The 19,581-nt window shown below is 50.7% G+C and carries 21 protein-coding genes; 9 read left to right on the top strand and 12 right to left on the bottom strand.

Translation table 11 applies throughout. From position 1 onward, the window contains the following. Nucleotides 1–43 precede the first annotated feature (43 nt). On the top strand, nt 44–595 hold the full coding sequence (locus tag A7098_RS12320) for a DUF1440 domain-containing protein (protein ID WP_000155761.1): 552 nt from the start codon (nt 44–46) through the stop codon (nt 593–595). Nucleotides 596–669: 74 nt separating this feature from the next. Here the strand turns inward: A7098_RS12320 and yjfY are convergent, their stop codons facing one another. Then, nucleotides 670–945: a DUF1471 family protein YjfY gene (yjfY, locus tag A7098_RS12315; RefSeq protein WP_000492914.1), complete on the bottom strand. Its 276-nt coding sequence runs from the start codon at nt 943–945 to the stop codon at nt 670–672. Between the two features lie 326 nt (nt 946–1,271). Between yjfY and rpsF the strand changes: the two genes are divergently transcribed. From rpsF to rplI, 4 genes are read left to right on the top strand one after another with little or no spacing between them, the layout of a single operon-like run. Further along, nucleotides 1,272–1,667, top strand: a complete 396-nt coding sequence (gene rpsF / locus A7098_RS12310) for a 30S ribosomal protein S6 (RefSeq protein ID WP_001216676.1) — start codon at nt 1,272–1,274, stop codon at nt 1,665–1,667. A gap of 6 nt (nt 1,668–1,673) precedes the next feature. Further along, the gene (gene priB, locus A7098_RS12305) at nt 1,674–1,988 is read left to right on the top strand and encodes a primosomal replication protein N (RefSeq protein WP_001296681.1); all 315 of its coding nucleotides are present in this window, start codon (nt 1,674–1,676) and stop codon (nt 1,986–1,988) included. A gap of 4 nt (nt 1,989–1,992) precedes the next feature. Then, entirely contained in the window at nt 1,993–2,220 is a 228-nt protein-coding gene (rpsR, locus tag A7098_RS12300) for a 30S ribosomal protein S18 (RefSeq protein ID WP_000135199.1), read from the top strand. Between the two features lie 41 nt (nt 2,221–2,261). After that, a complete protein-coding gene (gene rplI / locus A7098_RS12295; RefSeq protein WP_001196062.1) occupies nt 2,262–2,711 on the top strand; it encodes a 50S ribosomal protein L9 in 450 nt (149 codons plus the stop codon). A 101-nt stretch (nt 2,712–2,812) separates the two neighbouring features. Here the strand turns inward: rplI and A7098_RS12290 are convergent, their stop codons facing one another. The 6 genes from A7098_RS12290 to A7098_RS12265 form a co-directional block, all read right to left on the bottom strand. Beyond that, nucleotides 2,813–4,090, bottom strand: coding sequence for an MFS transporter (locus A7098_RS12290; protein ID WP_001033619.1), 1,278 nt, complete (start codon nt 4,088–4,090; stop codon nt 2,813–2,815). A 95-nt stretch (nt 4,091–4,185) separates the two neighbouring features. Further along, on the bottom strand, nt 4,186–6,255 hold the full coding sequence (locus tag A7098_RS12285) for an FAD-binding protein (RefSeq protein WP_105280870.1): 2,070 nt from the start codon (nt 6,253–6,255) through the stop codon (nt 4,186–4,188). Further along, on the bottom strand, nt 6,252–7,793 hold the full coding sequence (locus A7098_RS12280; protein ID WP_105280869.1) for an acyl CoA:acetate/3-ketoacid CoA transferase: 1,542 nt from the start codon (nt 7,791–7,793) through the stop codon (nt 6,252–6,254). Before A7098_RS12280 ends, A7098_RS12285 begins: the two co-directional genes overlap by 4 nt. 9 nt (nt 7,794–7,802) lie before the next feature. Next, nucleotides 7,803–8,579, bottom strand: coding sequence for an enoyl-CoA hydratase/isomerase family protein (locus A7098_RS12275; RefSeq protein ID WP_105280868.1), 777 nt, complete (start codon nt 8,577–8,579; stop codon nt 7,803–7,805). A gap of 9 nt (nt 8,580–8,588) precedes the next feature. Then, a complete protein-coding gene (locus tag A7098_RS12270; protein WP_105280867.1) occupies nt 8,589–9,431 on the bottom strand; it encodes a sugar phosphate isomerase/epimerase family protein in 843 nt (280 codons plus the stop codon). Nucleotides 9,432–9,440: 9 nt separating this feature from the next. After that, nucleotides 9,441–10,232: a 3-ketoacyl-ACP reductase gene (locus tag A7098_RS12265; RefSeq protein ID WP_000843394.1), complete on the bottom strand. Its 792-nt coding sequence runs from the start codon at nt 10,230–10,232 to the stop codon at nt 9,441–9,443. A gap of 211 nt (nt 10,233–10,443) precedes the next feature. Between A7098_RS12265 and A7098_RS12260 the strand changes: the two genes are divergently transcribed. Next, nucleotides 10,444–11,091, top strand: coding sequence for a TetR/AcrR family transcriptional regulator (locus A7098_RS12260; RefSeq protein ID WP_105280866.1), 648 nt, complete (start codon nt 10,444–10,446; stop codon nt 11,089–11,091). Here the strand turns inward: A7098_RS12260 and ytfB are convergent. Continuing rightward, complete coding sequence (gene ytfB / locus A7098_RS12255; protein ID WP_085461241.1) at nt 11,075–11,713, bottom strand: cell division protein YtfB; 639 nt, start codon at nt 11,711–11,713, stop codon at nt 11,075–11,077. The genes A7098_RS12260 and ytfB overlap by 17 nt on opposite strands. A gap of 217 nt (nt 11,714–11,930) precedes the next feature. Between ytfB and fklB the strand changes: the two genes are divergently transcribed. Continuing rightward, entirely contained in the window at nt 11,931–12,551 is a 621-nt protein-coding gene (gene fklB / locus A7098_RS12245) for an FKBP-type peptidyl-prolyl cis-trans isomerase (protein ID WP_032226411.1), read from the top strand. A gap of 308 nt (nt 12,552–12,859) precedes the next feature. Next, on the top strand, nt 12,860–14,272 hold the full coding sequence (gene cycA / locus A7098_RS12240; protein ID WP_105280865.1) for a D-serine/D-alanine/glycine transporter: 1,413 nt from the start codon (nt 12,860–12,862) through the stop codon (nt 14,270–14,272). Nucleotides 14,273–14,316: 44 nt separating this feature from the next. Here cycA and ytfE read toward each other — a convergent pair whose 3' ends face one another. From ytfE to qorB, 3 genes are all read right to left on the bottom strand, one after another. After that, entirely contained in the window at nt 14,317–14,979 is a 663-nt protein-coding gene (ytfE, locus tag A7098_RS12235) for an iron-sulfur cluster repair protein YtfE (RefSeq protein ID WP_000331451.1), read from the bottom strand. Nucleotides 14,980–15,086: 107 nt separating this feature from the next. After that, the gene (locus tag A7098_RS12230; protein ID WP_105280864.1) at nt 15,087–16,052 is read right to left on the bottom strand and encodes a DMT family transporter; all 966 of its coding nucleotides are present in this window, start codon (nt 16,050–16,052) and stop codon (nt 15,087–15,089) included. Nucleotides 16,053–16,160: 108 nt separating this feature from the next. After that, complete coding sequence (gene qorB, locus A7098_RS12225) at nt 16,161–17,021, bottom strand: NAD(P)H:quinone oxidoreductase (protein WP_105280863.1); 861 nt, start codon at nt 17,019–17,021, stop codon at nt 16,161–16,163. An 88-nt stretch (nt 17,022–17,109) separates the two neighbouring features. Between qorB and A7098_RS12220 the strand changes: the two genes are divergently transcribed. Next, a complete protein-coding gene (locus tag A7098_RS12220) occupies nt 17,110–17,490 on the top strand; it encodes a helix-turn-helix domain-containing protein (RefSeq protein WP_105280862.1) in 381 nt (126 codons plus the stop codon). Between the two features lie 128 nt (nt 17,491–17,618). Here A7098_RS12220 and cpdB read toward each other — a convergent pair whose 3' ends face one another. Continuing rightward, nucleotides 17,619–19,562 carry a 2',3'-cyclic-nucleotide 2'-phosphodiesterase gene (gene cpdB, locus A7098_RS12215; protein ID WP_105280861.1) on the bottom strand — a complete coding sequence of 648 codons (1,944 nt, stop codon included), beginning with the start codon at nt 19,560–19,562 and terminating at the stop codon, nt 17,619–17,621. Between the last annotated feature and the right edge of the window lie 19 nt (nt 19,563–19,581).

Below are 19,581 nucleotides of genomic sequence, written 5' to 3'. Positions count from 1 at the left end.
GGGCCTCTTCAGTTAAAAAATCGTATAAACAACAGGTGTTTTTATGACTATCAGTGGATTGTTTGTCAGAACTGATCCGCAACGTCGCCGGTATGGCGTGGCGTTACTGGTGGGAGTTCTTTCAGGAATTATTTCGGCATTTGTTAAATGGGGAGCAGAAGTTCCGTTGCCGCCACGCACATTTTCCGGTGGTCGTGATGAATTTAATCCGCCGTATATCTTTTTACGGGATTATTTAGGCATCGATCCAACACAAACGGTGTATACATTCTCGGAACATATCATTAACCCGGTAATGGTAACGCATATCATCTTCTCACTGGTTTTTGCGATAGGCTATTGTGTTGTCGCGGAAATTTTCCCGAAAGTGAAATTATGGCAGGGGGTATTAGCAGGGCTTATTGTGACAGTAGCAGTTCACGGTATTTTTTGCCCGGCGCTGAATTTAACGCCGCCGCTCAGTCAACTGCCTTTTGACGAATATGTCTCTGAAATTCTTGGGCATATTTTCTGGTTCTGGGTAATAGAAATAATGCGCCGCGACTTACGTAATCGCATTACCCATGAGCCGGACCCGGAAGTCGTTATTCGTTGAATGTCCGCGTAAAAAAGCCCCCTGAGAAGGGGGCAAAGCAAACTATGGCAATATTTCGTTGGTTATACCTGGTGCTAGCGATAAATATCCGCGCTGGCGTGCATGTTGCCGTTACTCCCCGGTTCCCGCATTAGAATCACGTGGTAGTACGTTGCGCCCTGCGCATCGGTCTCTTCATTTAATGCCTGACGTGCTTCACTCTCAGTGGCGAAATTATGATTGATATAAATCACGCCTAAGCTTTGCACATCGTCCATATTTCTGGCCTGGTGGTTATTAATTTCAATAGCTGCCCATGTATTTGCACTTAGCAAAAGCACAGCCAGAAGGGCTAAAACACGACTGAACATAGATACCTCCTCGACGGCTGTCTTTGTACGCGCTCCTCTGTGATGATCTTCTGATTTAATTTTAATCAATGATAAAGAAGTTGATGGTGACCATTTCTGATGCAGTTGTTCAAAAAAATACCGTAATGGAATGTGATGAACTTCAAATCAGCGGGTTAGTACGATTTGGTGAAAGATGAGATTTATTTGTCGGCTGGCCTTGAGTTTAACGGAGCATACCAGTACTATAACGCGTCATTTTTCAGCCGACCTTTAACACGTTCCTTGCCTCCCCGGGATTCGGCTGACCCAGACAGGAGGCTGAATAATCCGTAAGGAGCAATTCGATGCGTCATTACGAAATCGTTTTTATGGTCCATCCTGACCAGAGCGAACAGGTTCCGGGCATGATCGAGCGCTACACTGCTGCCATCACTGGTGCAGAAGGCAAGATCCACCGTCTGGAAGACTGGGGCCGCCGTCAGCTGGCTTACCCGATCAACAAACTGCACAAAGCACACTACGTTCTGATGAACGTTGAAGCTCCGCAGGAAGTGATCGATGAGCTGGAAACTACCTTCCGCTTCAACGATGCCGTTATCCGCAGCATGGTTATGCGTACCAAGCACGCTGTTACCGAAGCATCTCCGATGGTTAAAGCGAAAGACGAGCGCCGTGAGCGTCGCGATGATTTCGCAAACGAAACCGCTGATGATGCTGAAGCTGGGGATTCTGAAGAGTAATTTCTGATGACCAACCGTCTGGTGTTGTCCGGCACCGTGTGCAGGACTCCCCTTCGAAAGGTCAGTCCATCAGGAATTCCTCACTGCCAGTTCGTGCTTGAGCATCGTTCTGTGCAGGAGGAAGCCGGTTTTCACCGGCAGGCGTGGTGCCAAATGCCCGTTATTGTTAGCGGACACGAAAACCAGGCCATTACTCACAGTATAACGGTCGGCAGTCGCATAACCGTTCAGGGGTTCATTTCATGCCACAAGGCAAAGAACGGACTGAGCAAAATGGTTTTGCATGCCGAGCAGATTGAATTGATAGATTCTGGAGACTAGCCATATGGCACGTTATTTCCGTCGTCGCAAGTTCTGCCGTTTCACCGCGGAAGGCGTTCAAGAGATCGACTATAAAGATATCGCTACGCTGAAAAACTACATCACCGAAAGCGGTAAGATTGTCCCAAGCCGTATCACCGGTACCCGTGCAAAATACCAGCGTCAGCTGGCTCGCGCTATCAAACGCGCTCGCTACCTGTCCCTGCTGCCGTACACTGATCGCCATCAGTAATCGGTCACGGTCCATTAATACGACTTTGAGAGGATAAGGTAATGCAAGTTATTCTGCTTGATAAAGTAGCAAACCTGGGTAGCCTGGGTGATCAGGTAAACGTTAAAGCGGGCTATGCTCGTAACTTCCTGGTACCGCAGGGTAAAGCTGTTCCAGCTACCAAGAAAAACATTGAATTCTTCGAAGCACGTCGCGCTGAACTGGAAGCTAAACTGGCTGAAGTTCTGGCAGCTGCTAATGCTCGCGCTGAGAAAATCAATGCACTGGAAACTGTTACCATCGCGTCTAAAGCTGGCGACGAAGGTAAGCTGTTCGGTTCCATCGGTACTCGCGACATCGCTGACGCTGTAACTGCAGCTGGCGTTGAAGTGGCTAAGAGCGAAGTTCGTCTGCCGAACGGCGTTCTGCGTACCACTGGCGAACACGAAGTGAGCTTCCAGGTTCACAGCGAAGTATTCGCGAAAGTGATCGTAAACGTAGTAGCTGAATAATTCGTTATTCAACGAGACGTAAAAACGCCGACCATTGGTCGGCGTTTTGCTTTATAGCGAAAGCGTTACAACTGACAATATAACGCTCTGATATCTATTAATTAGCTTGTCGCTAACTGTACTTGCGGTTCTTCATCTTTAACTTTGATAAGCGTCCATAACGCAATAGCGCCAATAATGTCAAAGAAAGCCAGGGCAATAAAGAACGGCGCGAAGCCGATAATGTGAACGAATGCCCCGATGAACAGGTTGAAAATCAACTGACCGCTCCACGCACAGGCTCCTGCCATACCCACTGCGGTAGCGACTTCGTCTTTTTTGAACAGATCGCCACCCAGAGTTGCTGCCACAGTAGAAAGACATTGATGCGAGAACGCGCCAATACTAATCAGTAATACGGCAATGTAGGGATTTTCGACAATACTCACCAGACCAATCGTCATCATAATGACGGCTGCAATAGTGAAGGTAATTCTTCGTGAGTTAATTAAACTCACGCCGCGATCGTGGAAGAACTTCGCGACAAAACCACTGGCTAAACAGCCGAGGTCGCCCAGCAGGAAAGGCAGCCAGACGAACATGGCAATTTCTTTCAGGCTAAAATGCAGCGTTTCGACGAAGAAAATCGGCACCCAGAAGTTAATGGTTCCCCATGCCGGGTCTGCGAGAAACCGCGCGATGCCAATCCCCCAGAAATTACGTTGGCTGAGGATATGCTTGATTGACGTTTTTTCTTTCTTATCTGTTTTAAGATGCTGTTCTTGCCCTGATTCAATATAGTGGCGCTCTTCATCAGAAAGGCGTTTGGCATCTTTCGGATCTTTATAACAAAAGAACCAAAATAAAGCCGCGAGCAAAGCAAGGCTACCTGAGACAATAAACGCAAATTGCCAGCTATGAAACATAATGCACCAGGCAATCAACGGTGGTGCAAGCATCGCGCCGAGTGAGGTGCCCATATTGAAAACACCTGTCGCCACGCCACGCTCTTTTGCCGGGAACCATGTTGATGCGGTTTTTACACCCGCCGGAATGGCCGACGCTTCGCTGAAACCCATCAGGGCGCGCATAAATGCCAGACCTGACCATGTTCCGGTCAACGCATGACCCATTGTTGCCAGCCCCCAGACTGCGGCACATATCGCAAAACTTAACTTCAAACCCACGGTATCAATAAAGAAGCCCATTACCGGTTGCCCTAATGTATAGGCCAACTGGAATGCACTGACAATCCATGAATATTGCTCTTTGGTTATTCCAGTTGTCTCCATAATAGTTGGAGCTGCAATACCTAACGCCGTTCTGTCCAGATAATTGATTACAGTGATAAAGCATACGAGGGCAATCATATGCCACCGATAATTCTTTATTTTATTCATGTTTAAACCTTTTAATTATATTAATAAACCCTGGTTGTTGGTAATTCCGTGTAATAGTTAATAAAAATCAGGTACAGAGAACATATTAAAAATTATTATGTGTAAATCTCTCCCTTTAGGAAATCTGGCCAGTTTTTTTCAAAGTAAATACCATTAATACGCGGTAGCACACGTAACGACTTCACTTCGGTAATAAAAGAACCTTGCGAATATTGAATCGTTAATTTGTGATTTTTGTCTTCAGCGAGTTCAGAGCGAAAGCGCCATTCTTCTTTTACGCCGCGACGAGTTTGTGGTAGACATTCGCCTTGTGGATCAATAATCATCCTCGCCCCACGACTGCCGCCGCCTGCATCAATATAATGCGTCAACTGTGTCAATACGGCGGCAGACGTCAGCGCCATATGCCGCCACATAAACAATTCGGCAACTTCGCCCACGTGTTTGATAGCCAAACCATGCCGTTGTACAAATTCATTCAATAGCAGGGCATCGCGAGTGGCGCGCCGGACTTTATCGCCATGGCAAATAAACCCAGCGTAGTCAGACATTCGTGCCTGGATTTTTTCCCTCACCGCAGACAACGGCATCCCGTTTCCATTATCGTGCGCCTGAGTGATGATCTCTCTGATTGAATTTAGTGCCGGAGATGCCAGTTGTGCGACATCATCTTCAACAGATCGCTTTTGTGTGCAGCCAATAAAACGCGCCAGACGCACGGCAAAAACTTGTCCGGCATTCAGCGCCGCGCCGCCAGGTCGGGTAACACCGTGAGTTCCGGCGACTTCTCCCACTGCAAAACAACCAGGCAGAGACGTTTGCCCCCAGATATCAACCTCAATGCCGCCATTCATATGCTGATTGTTCATGGCAAACTGCAACGGCTGTGTGGTGAGATCGTAACCGTGCATCTTATACAGTGAGATGGACAGCGGATTCATTCTTTGCAGACGTTCGATAGGCGATGGCGCCAGAGCGTCGTTATTTTCCAGATATGCGCGAACGTCGTCGTCCAGTCGATCTAATGAGAATGGCAAATCACCAGGCACCGCTTCAGGATTTCGCTTGAAATCCATAAAAACCTGACGACCCGATTGCTGCTCTTGTGCCACCGCCATATCTAACAGGCTTGAGCCGAAATCCATCACTCGCGTAGCGTGGAACGGCCACTGATAGCCTTTACGGAAGATGTTTGAAGCCAGTTCCTGGGTGGTGCGATAGTAATCCGCGAGGAAGTTATACTCGTTACCCTCGGCATCCACGGAATAGATATACGGGATCACCTGCACATAGGTGCCAGACAAATTCCACGGGAACGTGCTGCGCGGCGTGCCTATACCAAACTGGCTTTCGGTCAGATTGGTTAGCGTCAGACCTTCTTCCAGCGCCAGCCCCAGCGAGCCAAAGCATTTATGCGGATAAACACTGTCGCGATAAAGCTCGCCCGGCCCGCCTGTTGCCAGTACCACATTGGGCGCAGTGACAATTGCCAGCCCCCACGGGTTATGGGCGCGGGAACCGGTTGCGAGGATAGCCCCGGCCACGCGATCTTCGCCGTTTTCACCGCGTTGATGCAGCAGTTTAATCACCGTTGCACTGGTCAACAGTGGGATGGCGAGGCGCTGCACTTCTTCGAGCAATACTTTCACCATCAGACGAGAAGTGCGCGGCCCACAGGAGGTTGCGCGTCCGGCTTCGTCATGGTCGGTCTGATAACGGAGAATTGCACCATAGCGATCTTCCGGTAATTCCAGACCGAGATATTGCAGCCCGCCAAGGGTATGCAGGGAACCGACCGCTTCGACATACGCCGTGTCGTGATCCATCGCACCGCCGCTCGCCAGTGCTTCAGCAAGTTTTGCGAAGTTATCGCCGTTGCCCGCCGTTGCGGCGGTAAACAGCGTCTGTTTATCGGAACCGGAGCAGGCCGATGTTCCCATGTATAACCCGGCGGTGGCGATTAGCACATTTTGCTGGCGACGTTTCAGTTCAACCGCCGCACGTAATCCTGCCGCGCCGCTACCAACGACCAGAGCATCAACTTGCCAGAGTGGGTAATCAACACCATCTACCGTGACAACCCATGCTGGTTCTGCCTGTGCAAAACCCTTCGGGAAAGTGACGTGCGTCAGCGCATCGAGGATGGCGTCATCAGTCTGGCTCATGCATCCTCCATTGGCGTAAACAGGCTACTTTCCATCAGGCGCGGCTGGTTGATAATTGGACGGAAAGCCATGAACGGCAGAATGTCGCGGTCAATCTCCACGCCCGGCGCGATTTCAATTAATTCAACGCCTTCTGCCGTTAACTGAAACACCGCGCGTTCAGTGATATACAACACTTCCTGACCGCTGTGCTGTGCGTAGGCGGCGCTAAAAGTGATTTTTTCCACCTGAGTAACCAGTTTAGGGATTTGACCTGACTGAGCGATATGCAAGCCATCTGGCGTTACATCAATCTTGCTGCCTTTGGCGTCGAACGTGCCGCAGAACACCACCTTACGGGCGTTTTGCGCAATTTCGAGAAATCCGCCGGGGCCGATTAAATTGCCGTTCAGGTGTGAGACGTTGACGTTACCATGTTGATCCATCTCGCCCATGCCGAGGAAAGTAATGTCGATGCCGCCGCCGCTGTAGAACTCGAATTGATCCAGCGAAGGGATAATGGCGTCGGCGTTACGGGCGCAGCCGAAAAACGCGTCATCCAGCATCATACCGTTATGCACGCCTTGCTCGACGCTTAGCCATAAACTTTGGTAAGGAACGCCTTCACGCAGCGCAACCCCAGGAATACCGCCGGGGATACCAAAGCCAAAGTTGGTTGAAGCGCCTGCCACCAGCTCGCGCGCTGCCCGACGGGCAATTAAGCGACGTACCGGATGACTAACCAGTTCAATAGCGTCGTTAGAACTCAGACGGCGATGTTGACCGCTGATCGTCAGGTCGTAACCGCCAAGATAGGTTTGCGGTTGTTCGCGGTATTCAACGATGCCATCAACCAGAATCCCCGGTAATTTGACCCGGCGTGGTTCAATGGCACCGGCTTCCAGTACATCGCGCACCTGTACGAACACTTTGCCACCGCTGTTGTGTGCTGCCAGTGCCATCGAATAGCTATCCATATCAATCGCTTCTTCTTCGAGACTGACGTTGCCACGTGGGTCGGCATAAGTGCCACGCAAAATGGCATAGTCCACTTTGAAAGGGCGATAGCGGAGTTTGGTTTCACCATCGATTTCAATCAGTTCTACCAGATCCTCGGTGGTGCAAGCGTTCGACTTTCCGCCGCCATTGCGTGGATCAACAAACGATCCCAGCCCAACGTGGGTAAAAAGCCCCGGACGTCCAGCACCGATCTCCCGTAGCAACGCCTGAATAACGCCACCAGGAAAACAATAGGCTTCAATCGCGTTATTTTTTACCAGCGCCTGCATTTTGGGTGACCAGGTAAAGTGTCCGGCAATAATGCGTTTGAGCATTTCAGCATGAGCGAAGCGGTTCGTGCCTTTGCAGTCGCGATCGCCAATGCCCAGCGAGTGGATTAATGTCAGATCGCGCGGGTGTCCGGTTTGCAGGAAGCGCGCTTCAATGGCTGCCAGAATATGGTCGGCTTCCACCATGCCGCCGCCGTTACCGCTAATGGCAATGGTTGCGCCATCCTGAATTTGCGCCGCCAGTGCCTCGGCGGTTGTTATCTTACGCATACAATTTCCTTAGTGATTATGGAAGCTCACGCTACTTTTTTCGGCAAATGCCTGCGTCGCCTGCTGGCAATCCTGAGTGGCGGACATTAATCCAGCCAGTAACTGGTGTGGGTATTCAGCGTGTTTATTTTCCAGTGCCAGAATCAGCTGCTTAATATGCGCCAGTGCCACCGGACCACATTTTTCCAGCTGCGCTAACTGGTTCGCCATCCAGCTTTCCACCTGTTCTTTTTCTACTACTTCATCAATTAAATTCGCCGCCTGGGCTTCATGCGCCGTCAGACGTTTACCTAGCATCAGCATCTGGCGACCGACCACCGAGCCGACCTGATTAAGCACGCGTTCAATGCCCATCCAGCCAGGCACCATGCCGAGCATGACTTCCGGGTTAGAAAATTTCGCGCTGGGGCGAGCGATTCGAATATCGCAGCACAAGGCAAGTTCAATACCGCCGCCGATGGTATGACCGTTGAGATTCGCAACCGTTAATTGCGGTAAATTGCGCAGACGATTAAAAACGTCATTACCGCGTTTAATCCATTTCCTGCCCATATCTAATGGCGAATAGGCTGACCACGATTTAATATCACCGCCCGCACAAAAGAATTTATCGCCGGTTGCCGTTAATTCGACTAATCGTAATGTGGTGTCGTTTTCAATTTCATTTAAATAATGGTCGAGAGATTCAATCATCTCTTCGTTAATAGCATGACATTTATCTTCACGGTTCAACGTCAGGCGGCAGGAAGCCGCCGCTCTGCTGAACAGAACGGGTTGGTCACTCATGATTATTCCTTAGCAATAATGCGCGATGCGATCGACGCTAATATCCAGCGTGCTGTTAATATCTTTCTGCCACCAGTACGGTGAGAATATTTCCAGTTCAATAGCGCCATTAAATCCGGCGTTTTCAACCAGTCGACGAATTGACGGAATATTTATCACGCCATCTCCCGGCATTCCCCGGTCATTGACCAGATCGGTGGTCGGCACTAACCAGTCGGAAACATGAAACGCGAGAATACGTTTTCCGGCGCGCAGGATCTGGCTGGCCAGATCCGGATCCCACCAGACATGGTAAACATCCACAGCCACGCCGAGGCCAAATTCGCCATCGGGATCGAGTTCATCACACCAGTCCAGCGCCTGGCGTAACGTGCACAGGCAAGAGCGATCGGCAGCAGTCATCGGGTGCAGCGGCTCCAGCGCAATTGGCACGCCGACATCTTTCGAATGTGGCAGCAACTGGCGAATCCCTTGTTTCACTTGTTCTCGCGCTTCATATAGATCTTTAGTGCCCGTTGGCAGACCGCCAACCACCTGCATATAACAGGCGGCGTTCAGCACCGCTGCGTCGTCCAGCGCCCGGCGGTTATCATCAATTGCCAGTTTGCGTTCCGCCAGCGTCGGCGCGGTGTAGTAGGTGCTACGGCATAAACCGGAAACGTGCATGTTATTGACGGCAAGCTGGCGGGCGATCTGCTGAAGATCTTCACCCTGCAACTCTCTGCGCCAGGGGGCGATCGCACCGATACCGCGTGCGGCACAGGCATCAATAATGGCGGGCAGCGGCACTTTATAGCCCAGCGTCGCGGTATTGATACTGAATAAATCCGGGCGTTGTAACAGATCTCTCATGGTTTAGCCTCAGAAGCGCGGCATACTTAAGCCACCGTCGATGGCGACTGCCTGACCACAGGTGTAAATCAGTTTGCCTTCCGCCATCGCGCGGACAGTGGAAGCGATATCCGCCGGATAACCCCAACGTCCCCACGGCACCAGTCCTTTGGCAATCAATTCGTCGTAATAAGCCGTTGCCGGAATAGTCATATCGGTTTTGATGAGACCAGGGCGCACTTCATAAACGCCAATTTGTTCATTACAAAGGCGAGCAGCAAACAGACGAGCAGCGGCAGAAACGGCGGTTTTGGCAATGGTATATTCGCCGCGATTCATCGCCAGCATGATGGCGTTGATGGAACTGACGAAAATAATCGAGCGGTGCGGCAGTTCTGCTTCCGGTTTCGGCTGTGCCAGTAATCGCTTACTAAATGCCTGAGCAAGGAAGAACGGCGCGCGGGTATTAATGGCAATGTTTTGGTCGAAGCTGTCTGGTTCGAGATCGAGAAGGTCACCGCGCTTTTTCACTGAAATGCCCGCGTTATTGAGCAGGCAGTCCAGACGCCCCCACTGATTTTGCGCCGCGTCGAGCATCTCTTCATGCAGGGAGAGATCGCCAACGTCGGCAGGGAAGCAAATCACTTCCACGCCTTCTGCCAGACATTCCTGTTGCGTGGCATGTAATTTTTCTACGCTGTCGGCATCGGGGCGATCGTTAATCAACAGATTAAATCCGCCACGGGCAAGCTCCAGCGCACACCCCTTACCAATGCCACGTGCGGCTCCAGTGATAACGGCAACAGGACGAGTGGATTTCATACAATAGCTCTCTTTTTAAATATTGTTTCCCTAAGTGACGATTAGCTTGCGGCGTGCGGAAAGAAAGATCAACCATCTGGTTGGTTGATTTGCGATAATGATCACAGGACATTTGATAACCTGATGAAAGTACGAGTTTTTGCCCTTTTTTCTGGAGCTGAAATCAAATCAGGTTATGATAGACATCATGAAGAGGAGATGGGGAAGCGTTATGTATCTTGATACCAGCAACGTACAAAGCCTGAAGGAAAAACTATTATTATGTGCGGTTAATGAATTTGCCGAATATGGTTATGAAGGGGCCAGAGTCGATAATATTGTTAAGGCCGCAGGGTGTAGTAAACAGACGGTTTATCACCATTTTGGTAATAAAGAAAATTTATTTATCGAAGTGCTGGAATACACCTGGAGCGATATTCGACAAAAAGAAAAATCCCTTGATGTTTCAGGTCTTCCTCCACAAAAAGCAATTGAAAAAATCATCGATTTTACCTGGGATTATTACATTGCTAACCCCTGGTTTTTAAAAATTGTGCATAGTGAAAACCAGAGCAAAGGTGTGCATTATGCAAAATCACAGCGTCTTTTAGAAATTAACCATGCGCACTTGCAGTTAATGGAATCTTTGTTGGCTGAAGGGAAGAGACTCAATATTTTTAAGCCAGATATCGACCCGTTGCAGGTGAATATTAATATTGCCGCGCTTGGGGGATATTATTTGATCAACCAGCATACGCTTGGCCTGGTTTATCACCTCAGTATGGTTTCACCGCAGGCACTGGAAGCCAGACGTAAGGTCATCAAAGAGACAATCCTTAGCTGGCTTCTCGTTGACCCTTCATCTACCGCGCACGAATAAAACTGCCATCCGGCTGGCGGGTAAACAGAACCTGTTGATTATTCCCCGTATCAATGGTTAAGCCCGTCACTACGCCGCTGGCGTTCTGGCGGATTTTCACCATCTGCCCGTTTTGCAAATTACTCAGTGGCTTACCCGCGCCTTCTACCTGCGCCATCGCATAGACATCGGTGGCGGGTAGTCCGTGGTCGCGGAATAGCTGCGCCATCGTTTTACCTGGTTCGACACGATAAGAGCGCCACTGATTATCTATTCCACTATCTGGCTGGAATGGTTGCGTTTGCGAGGTTTGTGGCTGATCTTCCGGTTGGCCTTCCTGTATCGGTTCAGGGGCGACTGGAGCTACCTGATCAGGATCATTTTGTGGGGTAACTAATTGCGCCCGTAGTTGCTCTTCCGTTGGCGGTTGTGATTGTGACTGAATATCCAGCTGCGCTTCACGCGTCACTACCGGCGCGTTGGGCGTATCATCAGACGGAAGCAGAAAACCGACCACCAATACAATGGCAGCAATAATGATCCCCCGACGATGCATCGGCGGCAGCGGGTCCATGAAGCGAAAATTATCCGGCGCGTGCCAGACTTTCTCCAGGGTTGGTTTTAGTTCAAAGCGCCCGGGCATGGTTTCCTCCTGCTCCGCGTCTTGTTCCTCAATCATAGCCTATGAATAAGCTAACGCTATGATGTCCGTGGTAAACCCGCCTTTATTATATTCATACGGGATATTGCTATTGTTTCTTTTTCCCCGTGATTTGTCATCATTCCCGCGACAAAGTTTTACCCAAAGAAGTGTGGCTGATATGCTGCCCGCTACTTTATACCCTAAGAAAGGAAATACGATGACCACCCCAACTTTTGACACCATCGAAGCGCAAGCAAGCTACGGTATAGGTTTGCAGGTAGGGCAACAACTGAGTGAATCTGGCCTGGAAGGGCTGCTGCCAGAAGCACTGGTTGCAGGCATTGCCGATGCACTGGAAGGTAAACATCCGGCTGTTCCGGTTGATGTGGTGCACCGCGCGCTGCGTGAAATTCACGAACGTGCCGATGCCGTTCGTCGTCAGCGTTTCCAGGCGATGGCTGCTGAAGGTGTGAAATACCTGGAAGAAAACGCTAAAAAAGAGGGTGTGAGTAGCACCGAATCTGGCCTGCAATTCCGCGTGATCAACCAGGGTGAAGGCGCAATTCCGGCACGTACCGACCGCGTTCGCGTTCATTACACCGGTAAATTGATCGACGGTACTGTATTTGACAGTTCCGTTGCCCGTGGCGAACCGGCTGAATTCCCGGTTAACGGCGTGATCCCTGGCTGGATTGAAGCACTGACTTTGATGCCGGTAGGTTCTAAATGGGAACTGACTATCCCGCAGGAACTGGCTTATGGCGAGCGCGGCGCTGGCGCCTCCATTCCTCCGTTCAGCACCCTGGTGTTTGAAGTCGAACTGCTGGAAATCCTCTAAGCAGCGCATACTGTTCCCCTCGAGCCAGAGGGGAGCAGGCATTCAGCAATAAACCCTTCAGTTTGCCAAACGACGCTATTTTGTGTTGAAAAGACCCCGTAAGCGTGTATTTTTGTGAGCTGTTTCGCGTTATCACCGTGATATGACACCCACTTTAAACATAAAATTAACATTAGATCTAAATCTTAGTATTCATCCCGCGTATTGTTACCTAATATCGATGAGTCCCGATACAGATTCGTCGTATCATAGACTGACTAAAGGCCGCAGAGCCTGAACAACACAGACAGGTACAGGAAGAAAAAAACATGGTAGATCAGGTAAAAGTCGTTGCCGATGATCAGGCTCCGGCTGAACAGTCGCTACGGCGCAATCTCACAAACCGACATATTCAGCTTATTGCCATTGGCGGTGCCATAGGTACAGGGTTGTTTATGGGTTCCGGTAAAACAATCAGTCTTGCCGGGCCGTCGATCATTTTCGTTTATATGATCATTGGTTTTATGCTCTTTTTCGTGATGCGGGCAATGGGGGAATTGCTGCTTTCGAATCTGGAATACAAATCTTTTAGTGACTTCGCTTCCGATTTACTGGGGCCGTGGGCGGGATATTTCACCGGCTGGACTTACTGGTTCTGCTGGGTTGTAACCGGTATGGCAGACGTGGTGGCGATCACGGCTTATGCTCAGTTCTGGTTCCCCGATCTCTCCGACTGGGTCGCCTCGCTGGCGGTGATAGTGCTGCTGCTGACGCTCAACCTTGCCACCGTGAAAATGTTCGGTGAGATGGAGTTCTGGTTTGCGATGATCAAAATCGTCGCCATCGTGTCGCTGATTGTCGTCGGCCTGGTCATGGTGGCGATGCACTTTCAGTCACCGACCGGTGTGGAAGCGTCATTCGCGCATTTGTGGAATGACGGCGGCTGGTTCCCGAAAGGTTTAAGTGGCTTCTTTGCCGGATTCCAGATAGCGGTTTTCGCTTTCGTGGGGATTGAGCTGGTAGGTACAACAGCTGCGGAAACCAAAGATCCAGAGAAATCACTGCCACGCGCGATTAACTCCATTCCGATCCGTATCATTATGTTCTACGTCTTCGCGTTGATTGTGATTATGTCCGTGACGCCGTGGAGTTCGGTAGTCCCGGAGAAAAGCCCGTTCGTTGAACTGTTTGTGTTGGTAGGTTTGCCTGCGGCTGCCAGCGTGATCAACTTTGTGGTGCTGACCTCTGCGGCGTCTTCCGCTAACAGCGGCGTCTTCTCTACCAGCCGTATGCTGTTTGGTCTGGCGCAGGAAGGCGTCGCGCCGAAAGCGTTCGCTAAACTCTCTAAGCGCGCAGTACCCGCGAAAGGGCTGACCTTCTCTTGCATCTGTCTGCTCGGCGGCGTGGTGATGTTGTACGTGAATCCAAGCGTGATTGGCGCGTTCACGATGATCACAACCGTTTCCGCGATTCTGTTTATGTTTGTCTGGACGATTATCCTTTGCTCGTACCTGGTGTACCGCAAACAACGTCCGCACCTGCATGAGAAGTCGATCTACAAGATGCCGCTCGGCAAGCTGATGTGTTGGGTATGTATGGCGTTCTTTGTATTCGTCATCGTGCTGCTGACGCTGGAAGAGGACACCCGCCAGGCGCTGCTGGTTACGCCGTTGTGGTTTATCGCGCTGGGGCTGGGCTGGTTGTTTATTGGTAAGAAGCGGGCTGCTGAACTGCGGAAATAACTGCATTATCATGCTGGATGGCGCAATGCCATCCAGCTTTTAGATCACTCACCCGCCAGCGCGCGCGGGAACAGCACATTGTTTTCCAGACTGATGTGCTCCATCAGGTCATCAATCAGTTCATTAATGCCGTTATACATCGCTTTCCAGGTGGTGCAGGCTTCCGGCGGCGGTGTGACGTTATTGGTCGTGTGTTTAATCACTTCCAGCAGTTCGCCCGCTTCATCGTGCTCGCTTTCCATTACGCTGATTGGCCCCATCGCCTGGCTGCCCATGCCTTGTTTGATCATCGGGAAGAGGATCTGCTCTTCTTTCATCATGTGGCTGGAAAGCTCTTCATGCAGCATGGTCAGGTATTTTGTCAGCCCTTTTGGCACGCTCGGTTTGTCGGCGTGAACGCGCTCTACTTTGGTGGCTTGCAGAATCAGTTCCGGCAGTTGTTCGCGGTGACGATCGTGGTAGCGCACGATGATATGGTCGATGATTTCTGCCAGCGGGGCGCTACGCCAGTCTTTCTCAATCGGTTGTTCAGCAAGCTTTGCCAGTTCAGCTTCAATGACGTCAACATCCAGCTCCTTACGTGCCGCTGCGCGCGCCAGCGTCTGCTTACCGCCGCAGCAGTAATCCATATCATATTTACGAAACAGAGCCGAAGCGCGAGGAATAGAGAGCGCCAGTTCACCTAAAGGTTGGTCGCGATAAGCCATAGCTGATACCTCATTCTTAATAAGATAAGATGTATTTTAAATGCATCTTTAAGGCAAATGCTATAACCCTTACGTAGCAGAGGCTTATTTAACTCACAGCTAGCATGTCAACTTTCAGAGACAGATTCAATTAAAGGTTTTTCGGGTTTTGCCCTGACCGCAATGAACACGCCAACCACTAACAGCGCGATACCGCTCAGCGTCATCAGCGGCGGCATTTGCTGGCGGAGTAAAAAGGTGTACAGCAAACCTGCCAGCGTTTCGAAAACAATCAACGGCCCGAGAATCACGGTTGGTAATCGCTGGCTGGCGACGTTCCAGCAAAGTGCGCCGACCCATGAGCAAAGCACGGCTATCGCAATCATCAGACTAATAAACACCAGCGGACGGGGGCCAAAAGGTAGGGAGAAGTCCGGTGTTTGCGTATTCAGCCAGTAACAAGCGACAACATAACCGATGAGCGAAACCGGCAGCGTGACCAGCGCCTGCGCTGTCGCCCACATCATTGGATGTTTGTCTGGGTTTTCCCGCAGCCAGCGGGCGTTGCGCAGGGCATACCATGCCCAGCAGACCACGGAAACTAACGCCAGCACGATGCCAGAGGTATAACGTGCCCAGTCAAAATCGGGGAGTCCGTGGTTTAACTCAGCAATATTCACACACGCCAGGCCGATGCCAATACAAATCAGTGCCGGGGCGAGTCTTCCCCACGCGAGTTTGCCGTCGCGCTGGCTATAAAGCAGATTGGCAAAGACAGGAATCACCACCGGCAGGGTGCCGATAATCATCGTGGAAACAGGCGCGCCAGTACGTTGAATGGCACTGGCAAGGCAGAAGTAATAAATGAGGTTGCCCATCATAGTGAGCATCAAGGCGGTAAGCCAGTCCCGACGCGCCAACTGACGCAAACGCACGCGTCCCAGCCAGGCAATGGGTAGCGCAATTAACCCTAACGCCAGATAGCGCCCCATCGACTGCAACATTGCCGGGTATTCCGGCACGATCAACGGCCCGACAAAAATAAGCCCCCACATCAACCCTGCTAACAGGGCGTACAGCACGCCGCTAATCATTACTGGCATCCATTGGTCTGTCAGAAGAAACGTTCAGGAAGCAGACATGATTGCTTCCGGCATCCCGTCATTATCAGAGAGGATGCGGGAGGATGCCACTTTAATTAACTAGTTATTAACATTAAGAAGATTGCTTACGCTTTCGGCTAACGTTGTCGTTGGGCGACCAATCAATTTGCTCAGCGTTTTGCTGTCATCAAACAGACCCCCTTTCGATGCGCCAACGTCAGAATCAGCCAGCATGTCCGCCAGTCCGGCAGGAAGACCAACGCCTTTCAGCGCAGCGGCGAAATCGGCTTCGCTCAGATTTTGATAGGTAACCTGTTTGCCGCTCTGTTTGGTCAGCTCTGCCGCTAACTGTGTCAGCGTCCAGGCACTATCGCCCGCCAGTTCGTAAACCTTGCCTTCGTGACCGGCTTCGCTAATCACGCGTGCCGCAGCGGCCGCATAATCTGCCCGCGTTGCTGAGGCAATGTTGCCATCGCCCGCCGCACCGATGAATACGCCGTGCTCCAGTGCTGCCGGGGCGCTGGCAAGGTAGTTCTCGGTATACCAGCCGTTGCGCAGCAGGGTATAAGCGATGCCAGAATTAGCCAGCATTTTCTCCGTCTCGATATGCTCAGCAGCCAGGCCGAGCGGAGATTTATCCGCGTGCAGCAGACTGGTGTACGCAATAAATTTCACGCCAGCCGCCTTTGCGGCATTAATAACATTACGATGCTGCGGGGCACGCTGTCCTACTTCGCTGGAAGAGATCAGCAGTAGTTTTTCCACTCCCTGAAGTGCAGATGTCAGTGCGGCTTCATCGCCGTAGTCAGCCTGACGCACGGTAATGCCTTGTGCTGCCAGGGCCTGGGCTTTTGCCGGATTACGAACGATAGCCACTATTTGGCTGGCAGGAACAGTTTTCATCAAGGATTCAATAACATAGTGACCAAGTTGGCCAGTGGCACCAGTAATAGCGATCATGGGAAGTCTCCATCGTTTTGTCTTGTGTTTAAATACGCTAACACCTAAACTTACTTTTAGTAAGTACGTACAAAAAGGTAAGTATGAAATGAGTCAGGTTAGCCTGTCGCAACAACTGAAAGAGGGCAATCTCTTTGCGGAACAGTGCCCGTCGCGCGAGGTGTTGAAACACGTCACCAGCCGTTGGGGGGTGTTGATTCTGGTGGCGCTACGCGAAGGTACTCATCGCTTTAGCGACCTGCGGCGCAAAATCGGTGGGGTGAGTGAAAAGATGCTTGCGCAGTCGCTACAGGCGTTAGAACAGGATGGTTTTCTTAACCGTATCTCGTATCCGGTGGTGCCGCCGCATGTGGAATATAGCCTCACGCCGCTGGGCGAGCAGGTGAGTGAAAAGGTTGCTGCGCTGGCGGACTGGATTGAGATTCATCTGCCAGAGGTGCTGGCGGTGCGGGATGAACGTGTGGCATAACTGCCGGATGCGCTGCGCTTATCCGGCCTACGGTTTATGGCTTGTAGGGAGGATAAGATACGGTAGCATCGCATCCGACAATAAGTGCCGGATGCGGTTGATGATTTGTAGGCCGGAAAAGAAATATATTACTGACTCAAATCCACCTGATAAATCGCAAATCCGATATCATCGGTCGCGACTTTTTTCATCGGATACTGCCCTTTCTCTTTAATAAACGCTGCGGCTTTATCTGACGGGGATGTTTCAAAACGGATATCCAGTTTCTTATCTCCGGCAATCGGTGCTAAACGCCAGTTGTTATCTGCCGCCGGGTGGATTTCCCCCGCACGCTTCGATTCTTCAGCAATCCACGCTGCCAGCACCGAGCGGTTCTCATCCGGAGAAGCAAAAGCAATATGGCTATCGCCGGTTCCGGCAAATTTGCCGCCATAAGCACGATAGTTATTGGTGGCAACGAGGAACATCGCGTTCGGATCAATCGGTTTGCCATTAAAGGTCAGGTTCTTAATCCTTTCCGCATTGGCATTAATCACCTGACATTCACCGTCATAGCGGGCGGGCTGGGTGACGTCAATCTGGTAATTCACGCCATCAATAACATCAAAGTTATAGGTGCGGAAACCGTCCCAGTTAATTAAAGACTGCGGTTGAGTGCTGTTGGGATCAATCTGGTTAAACTGTCCAGCGGAGCATTCCAGCCACTCTTTCACCTCTTTACCGCTGGCTTTTACCACAATTAGCGTATTGGGGTAGAGATAGAGATCGGCGGCGTTGCGGAAGGTTAGCTGACCTTTTTCCACTTCAACATAGCTGGCTGGGTCATTTTTGCGACCGCCAACTTTAAACGGTGCAGCAGCAGAGAGTACCGGCAGTTTTGCCAGATTCGGGTCGCCCTGAATGTAATGTTCGACATACGCTTTTTGCGCGTTGTTCACCACCTGAACGGTCGGATCGTCCTGCACCAGCGCCAGATAGCTATACATATTGTCGGCAGATTTTCCGATAGGTTTGCTGACAAACTGGCGGGTGGCATCGTGATCGGCTTTCAGCGTTTCGACCAGCTTGCTGTCTTCCGCAGCCAGTGATTTTTTGTTGGCGATGTCGTAAATCGGTCGTGCTTCCGCTTTTGCCTGCGTCACCTGCCATTTTCCGCTGTCATTACTGAGTTGCAGATCGACCACACCGAGATGATCACCCCACATGCCAGGCATCACTGCCGGAACACCGTTCAGCGTACCTTTGGCGATATCAGCCCCTTTGATATCAGCAAAATCTTTACTCGGGAAAACGGCGTGAGCATGGCCAAACATAATGGCGTCAACGCCAGGAATTTCACTGAGATAATAAACTGAGTTTTCCGCCATCACTTTATACGGGTCGGCAGACAAACCAGAGTGCGCCAGAACGACAACAACATCGGCACCTTTCTCGCGCATTTCCGGAACATACTTGCGCACTGTTTCAGTGATATCGTTAACGGTAACTTTGCCGGATAAATTGGCTTTATCCCAGCCCATGATTTGCGGTGGCACAACACCGATGTAGCCAATCTTCAGCATCTGTTTGTTACCGTCTTTATCGACTACTTCGGTGTCTTTAATTAAATACGGTGTGAACATCGGCTGTTTGGTTTTAGTGTCGATGACGTTGGCATTCACATAGGGGAAATTCGCTCCCGCCAGCGCATTTTTCAGGTAATCCAGACCGTAGTTAAACTCGTGGTTGCCAAGCGTGCCGACGGTATAATCCAGCGTATTCAGCGCCTTATAGACCGGATGAACATCACCCGCTTTTAATCCTTTCGCCGACATGTAATCCGCCAGCGGGCTACCCTGGATCAGGTCACCGTTATCGACCAGTACGCTATTTTTCACTTCATTGCGCGCGTCATTAATCAGGCTCGCAGTGCGTACCAGTCCAAATTTTTCTGTGGATGTATCTTTGTAATAATCGAAATCCATCATGTTGCTATGCAAATCAGAGGTTTCCATTATGCGGAGATCGACTGTTGCCGCATTCACACTGGCGGCAATCAGCGTAGCAAGAAGCGTTGCACTAAACTTAACCATCTGGGCATCCTTTTATGAA

Origin of the sequence: Escherichia sp. MOD1-EC7011, from assembly GCF_002965005.1 — a bacterium.
In the GTDB taxonomy this organism is placed as follows: domain Bacteria; phylum Pseudomonadota; class Gammaproteobacteria; order Enterobacterales; family Enterobacteriaceae; genus Escherichia; species Escherichia ruysiae.
Note: the sequence above shows the minus strand (reverse complement) of the source record. Positions and strands in the feature narration are given on the sequence as shown.

Bases quoted from the DNA above. Each gene is read 5' to 3' on its own strand.
- priB (WP_001296681.1), top strand. From the start codon at position 1,674: ATGACCAACCGTCTGGTGTTGTCCGGCACCGTGTGCAGGACTCCCCTT.
- qorB (WP_105280863.1), bottom strand. From the start codon at position 17,021: ATGATCGCTATTACTGGTGCCACTGGCCAACTTGGTCACTATGTTATT.
- A7098_RS12260 (WP_105280866.1), top strand. From the start codon at position 10,444: ATGTATCTTGATACCAGCAACGTACAAAGCCTGAAGGAAAAACTATTA.
- A7098_RS12285 (WP_105280870.1), bottom strand. From the start codon at position 6,255: ATGAGCCAGACTGATGACGCCATCCTCGATGCGCTGACGCACGTCACT.
- fklB (WP_032226411.1), top strand. From the start codon at position 11,931: ATGACCACCCCAACTTTTGACACCATCGAAGCGCAAGCAAGCTACGGT.
- A7098_RS12265 (WP_000843394.1), bottom strand. From the start codon at position 10,232: ATGAAATCCACTCGTCCTGTTGCCGTTATCACTGGAGCCGCACGTGGC.
- A7098_RS12290 (WP_001033619.1), bottom strand. From the start codon at position 4,090: ATGAATAAAATAAAGAATTATCGGTGGCATATGATTGCCCTCGTATGC.
- cycA (WP_105280865.1), top strand. From the start codon at position 12,860: ATGGTAGATCAGGTAAAAGTCGTTGCCGATGATCAGGCTCCGGCTGAA.
- cpdB (WP_105280861.1), bottom strand. From the start codon at position 19,562: ATGGTTAAGTTTAGTGCAACGCTTCTTGCTACGCTGATTGCCGCCAGT.
- ytfE (WP_000331451.1), bottom strand. From the start codon at position 14,979: ATGGCTTATCGCGACCAACCTTTAGGTGAACTGGCGCTCTCTATTCCT.
- yjfY (WP_000492914.1), bottom strand. From the start codon at position 945: ATGTTCAGTCGTGTTTTAGCCCTTCTGGCTGTGCTTTTGCTAAGTGCA.
- ytfB (WP_085461241.1), bottom strand. From the start codon at position 11,713: ATGCCCGGGCGCTTTGAACTAAAACCAACCCTGGAGAAAGTCTGGCAC.
- A7098_RS12270 (WP_105280867.1), bottom strand. From the start codon at position 9,431: ATGAGAGATCTGTTACAACGCCCGGATTTATTCAGTATCAATACCGCG.
- A7098_RS12320 (WP_000155761.1), top strand. From the start codon at position 44: ATGACTATCAGTGGATTGTTTGTCAGAACTGATCCGCAACGTCGCCGG.
- A7098_RS12230 (WP_105280864.1), bottom strand. From the start codon at position 16,052: ATGATTAGCGGCGTGCTGTACGCCCTGTTAGCAGGGTTGATGTGGGGG.
- rplI (WP_001196062.1), top strand. From the start codon at position 2,262: ATGCAAGTTATTCTGCTTGATAAAGTAGCAAACCTGGGTAGCCTGGGT.
- rpsR (WP_000135199.1), top strand. From the start codon at position 1,993: ATGGCACGTTATTTCCGTCGTCGCAAGTTCTGCCGTTTCACCGCGGAA.
- A7098_RS12220 (WP_105280862.1), top strand. From the start codon at position 17,110: ATGAGTCAGGTTAGCCTGTCGCAACAACTGAAAGAGGGCAATCTCTTT.
- A7098_RS12275 (WP_105280868.1), bottom strand. From the start codon at position 8,579: ATGAGTGACCAACCCGTTCTGTTCAGCAGAGCGGCGGCTTCCTGCCGC.
- rpsF (WP_001216676.1), top strand. From the start codon at position 1,272: ATGCGTCATTACGAAATCGTTTTTATGGTCCATCCTGACCAGAGCGAA.
- A7098_RS12280 (WP_105280869.1), bottom strand. From the start codon at position 7,793: ATGCGTAAGATAACAACCGCCGAGGCACTGGCGGCGCAAATTCAGGAT.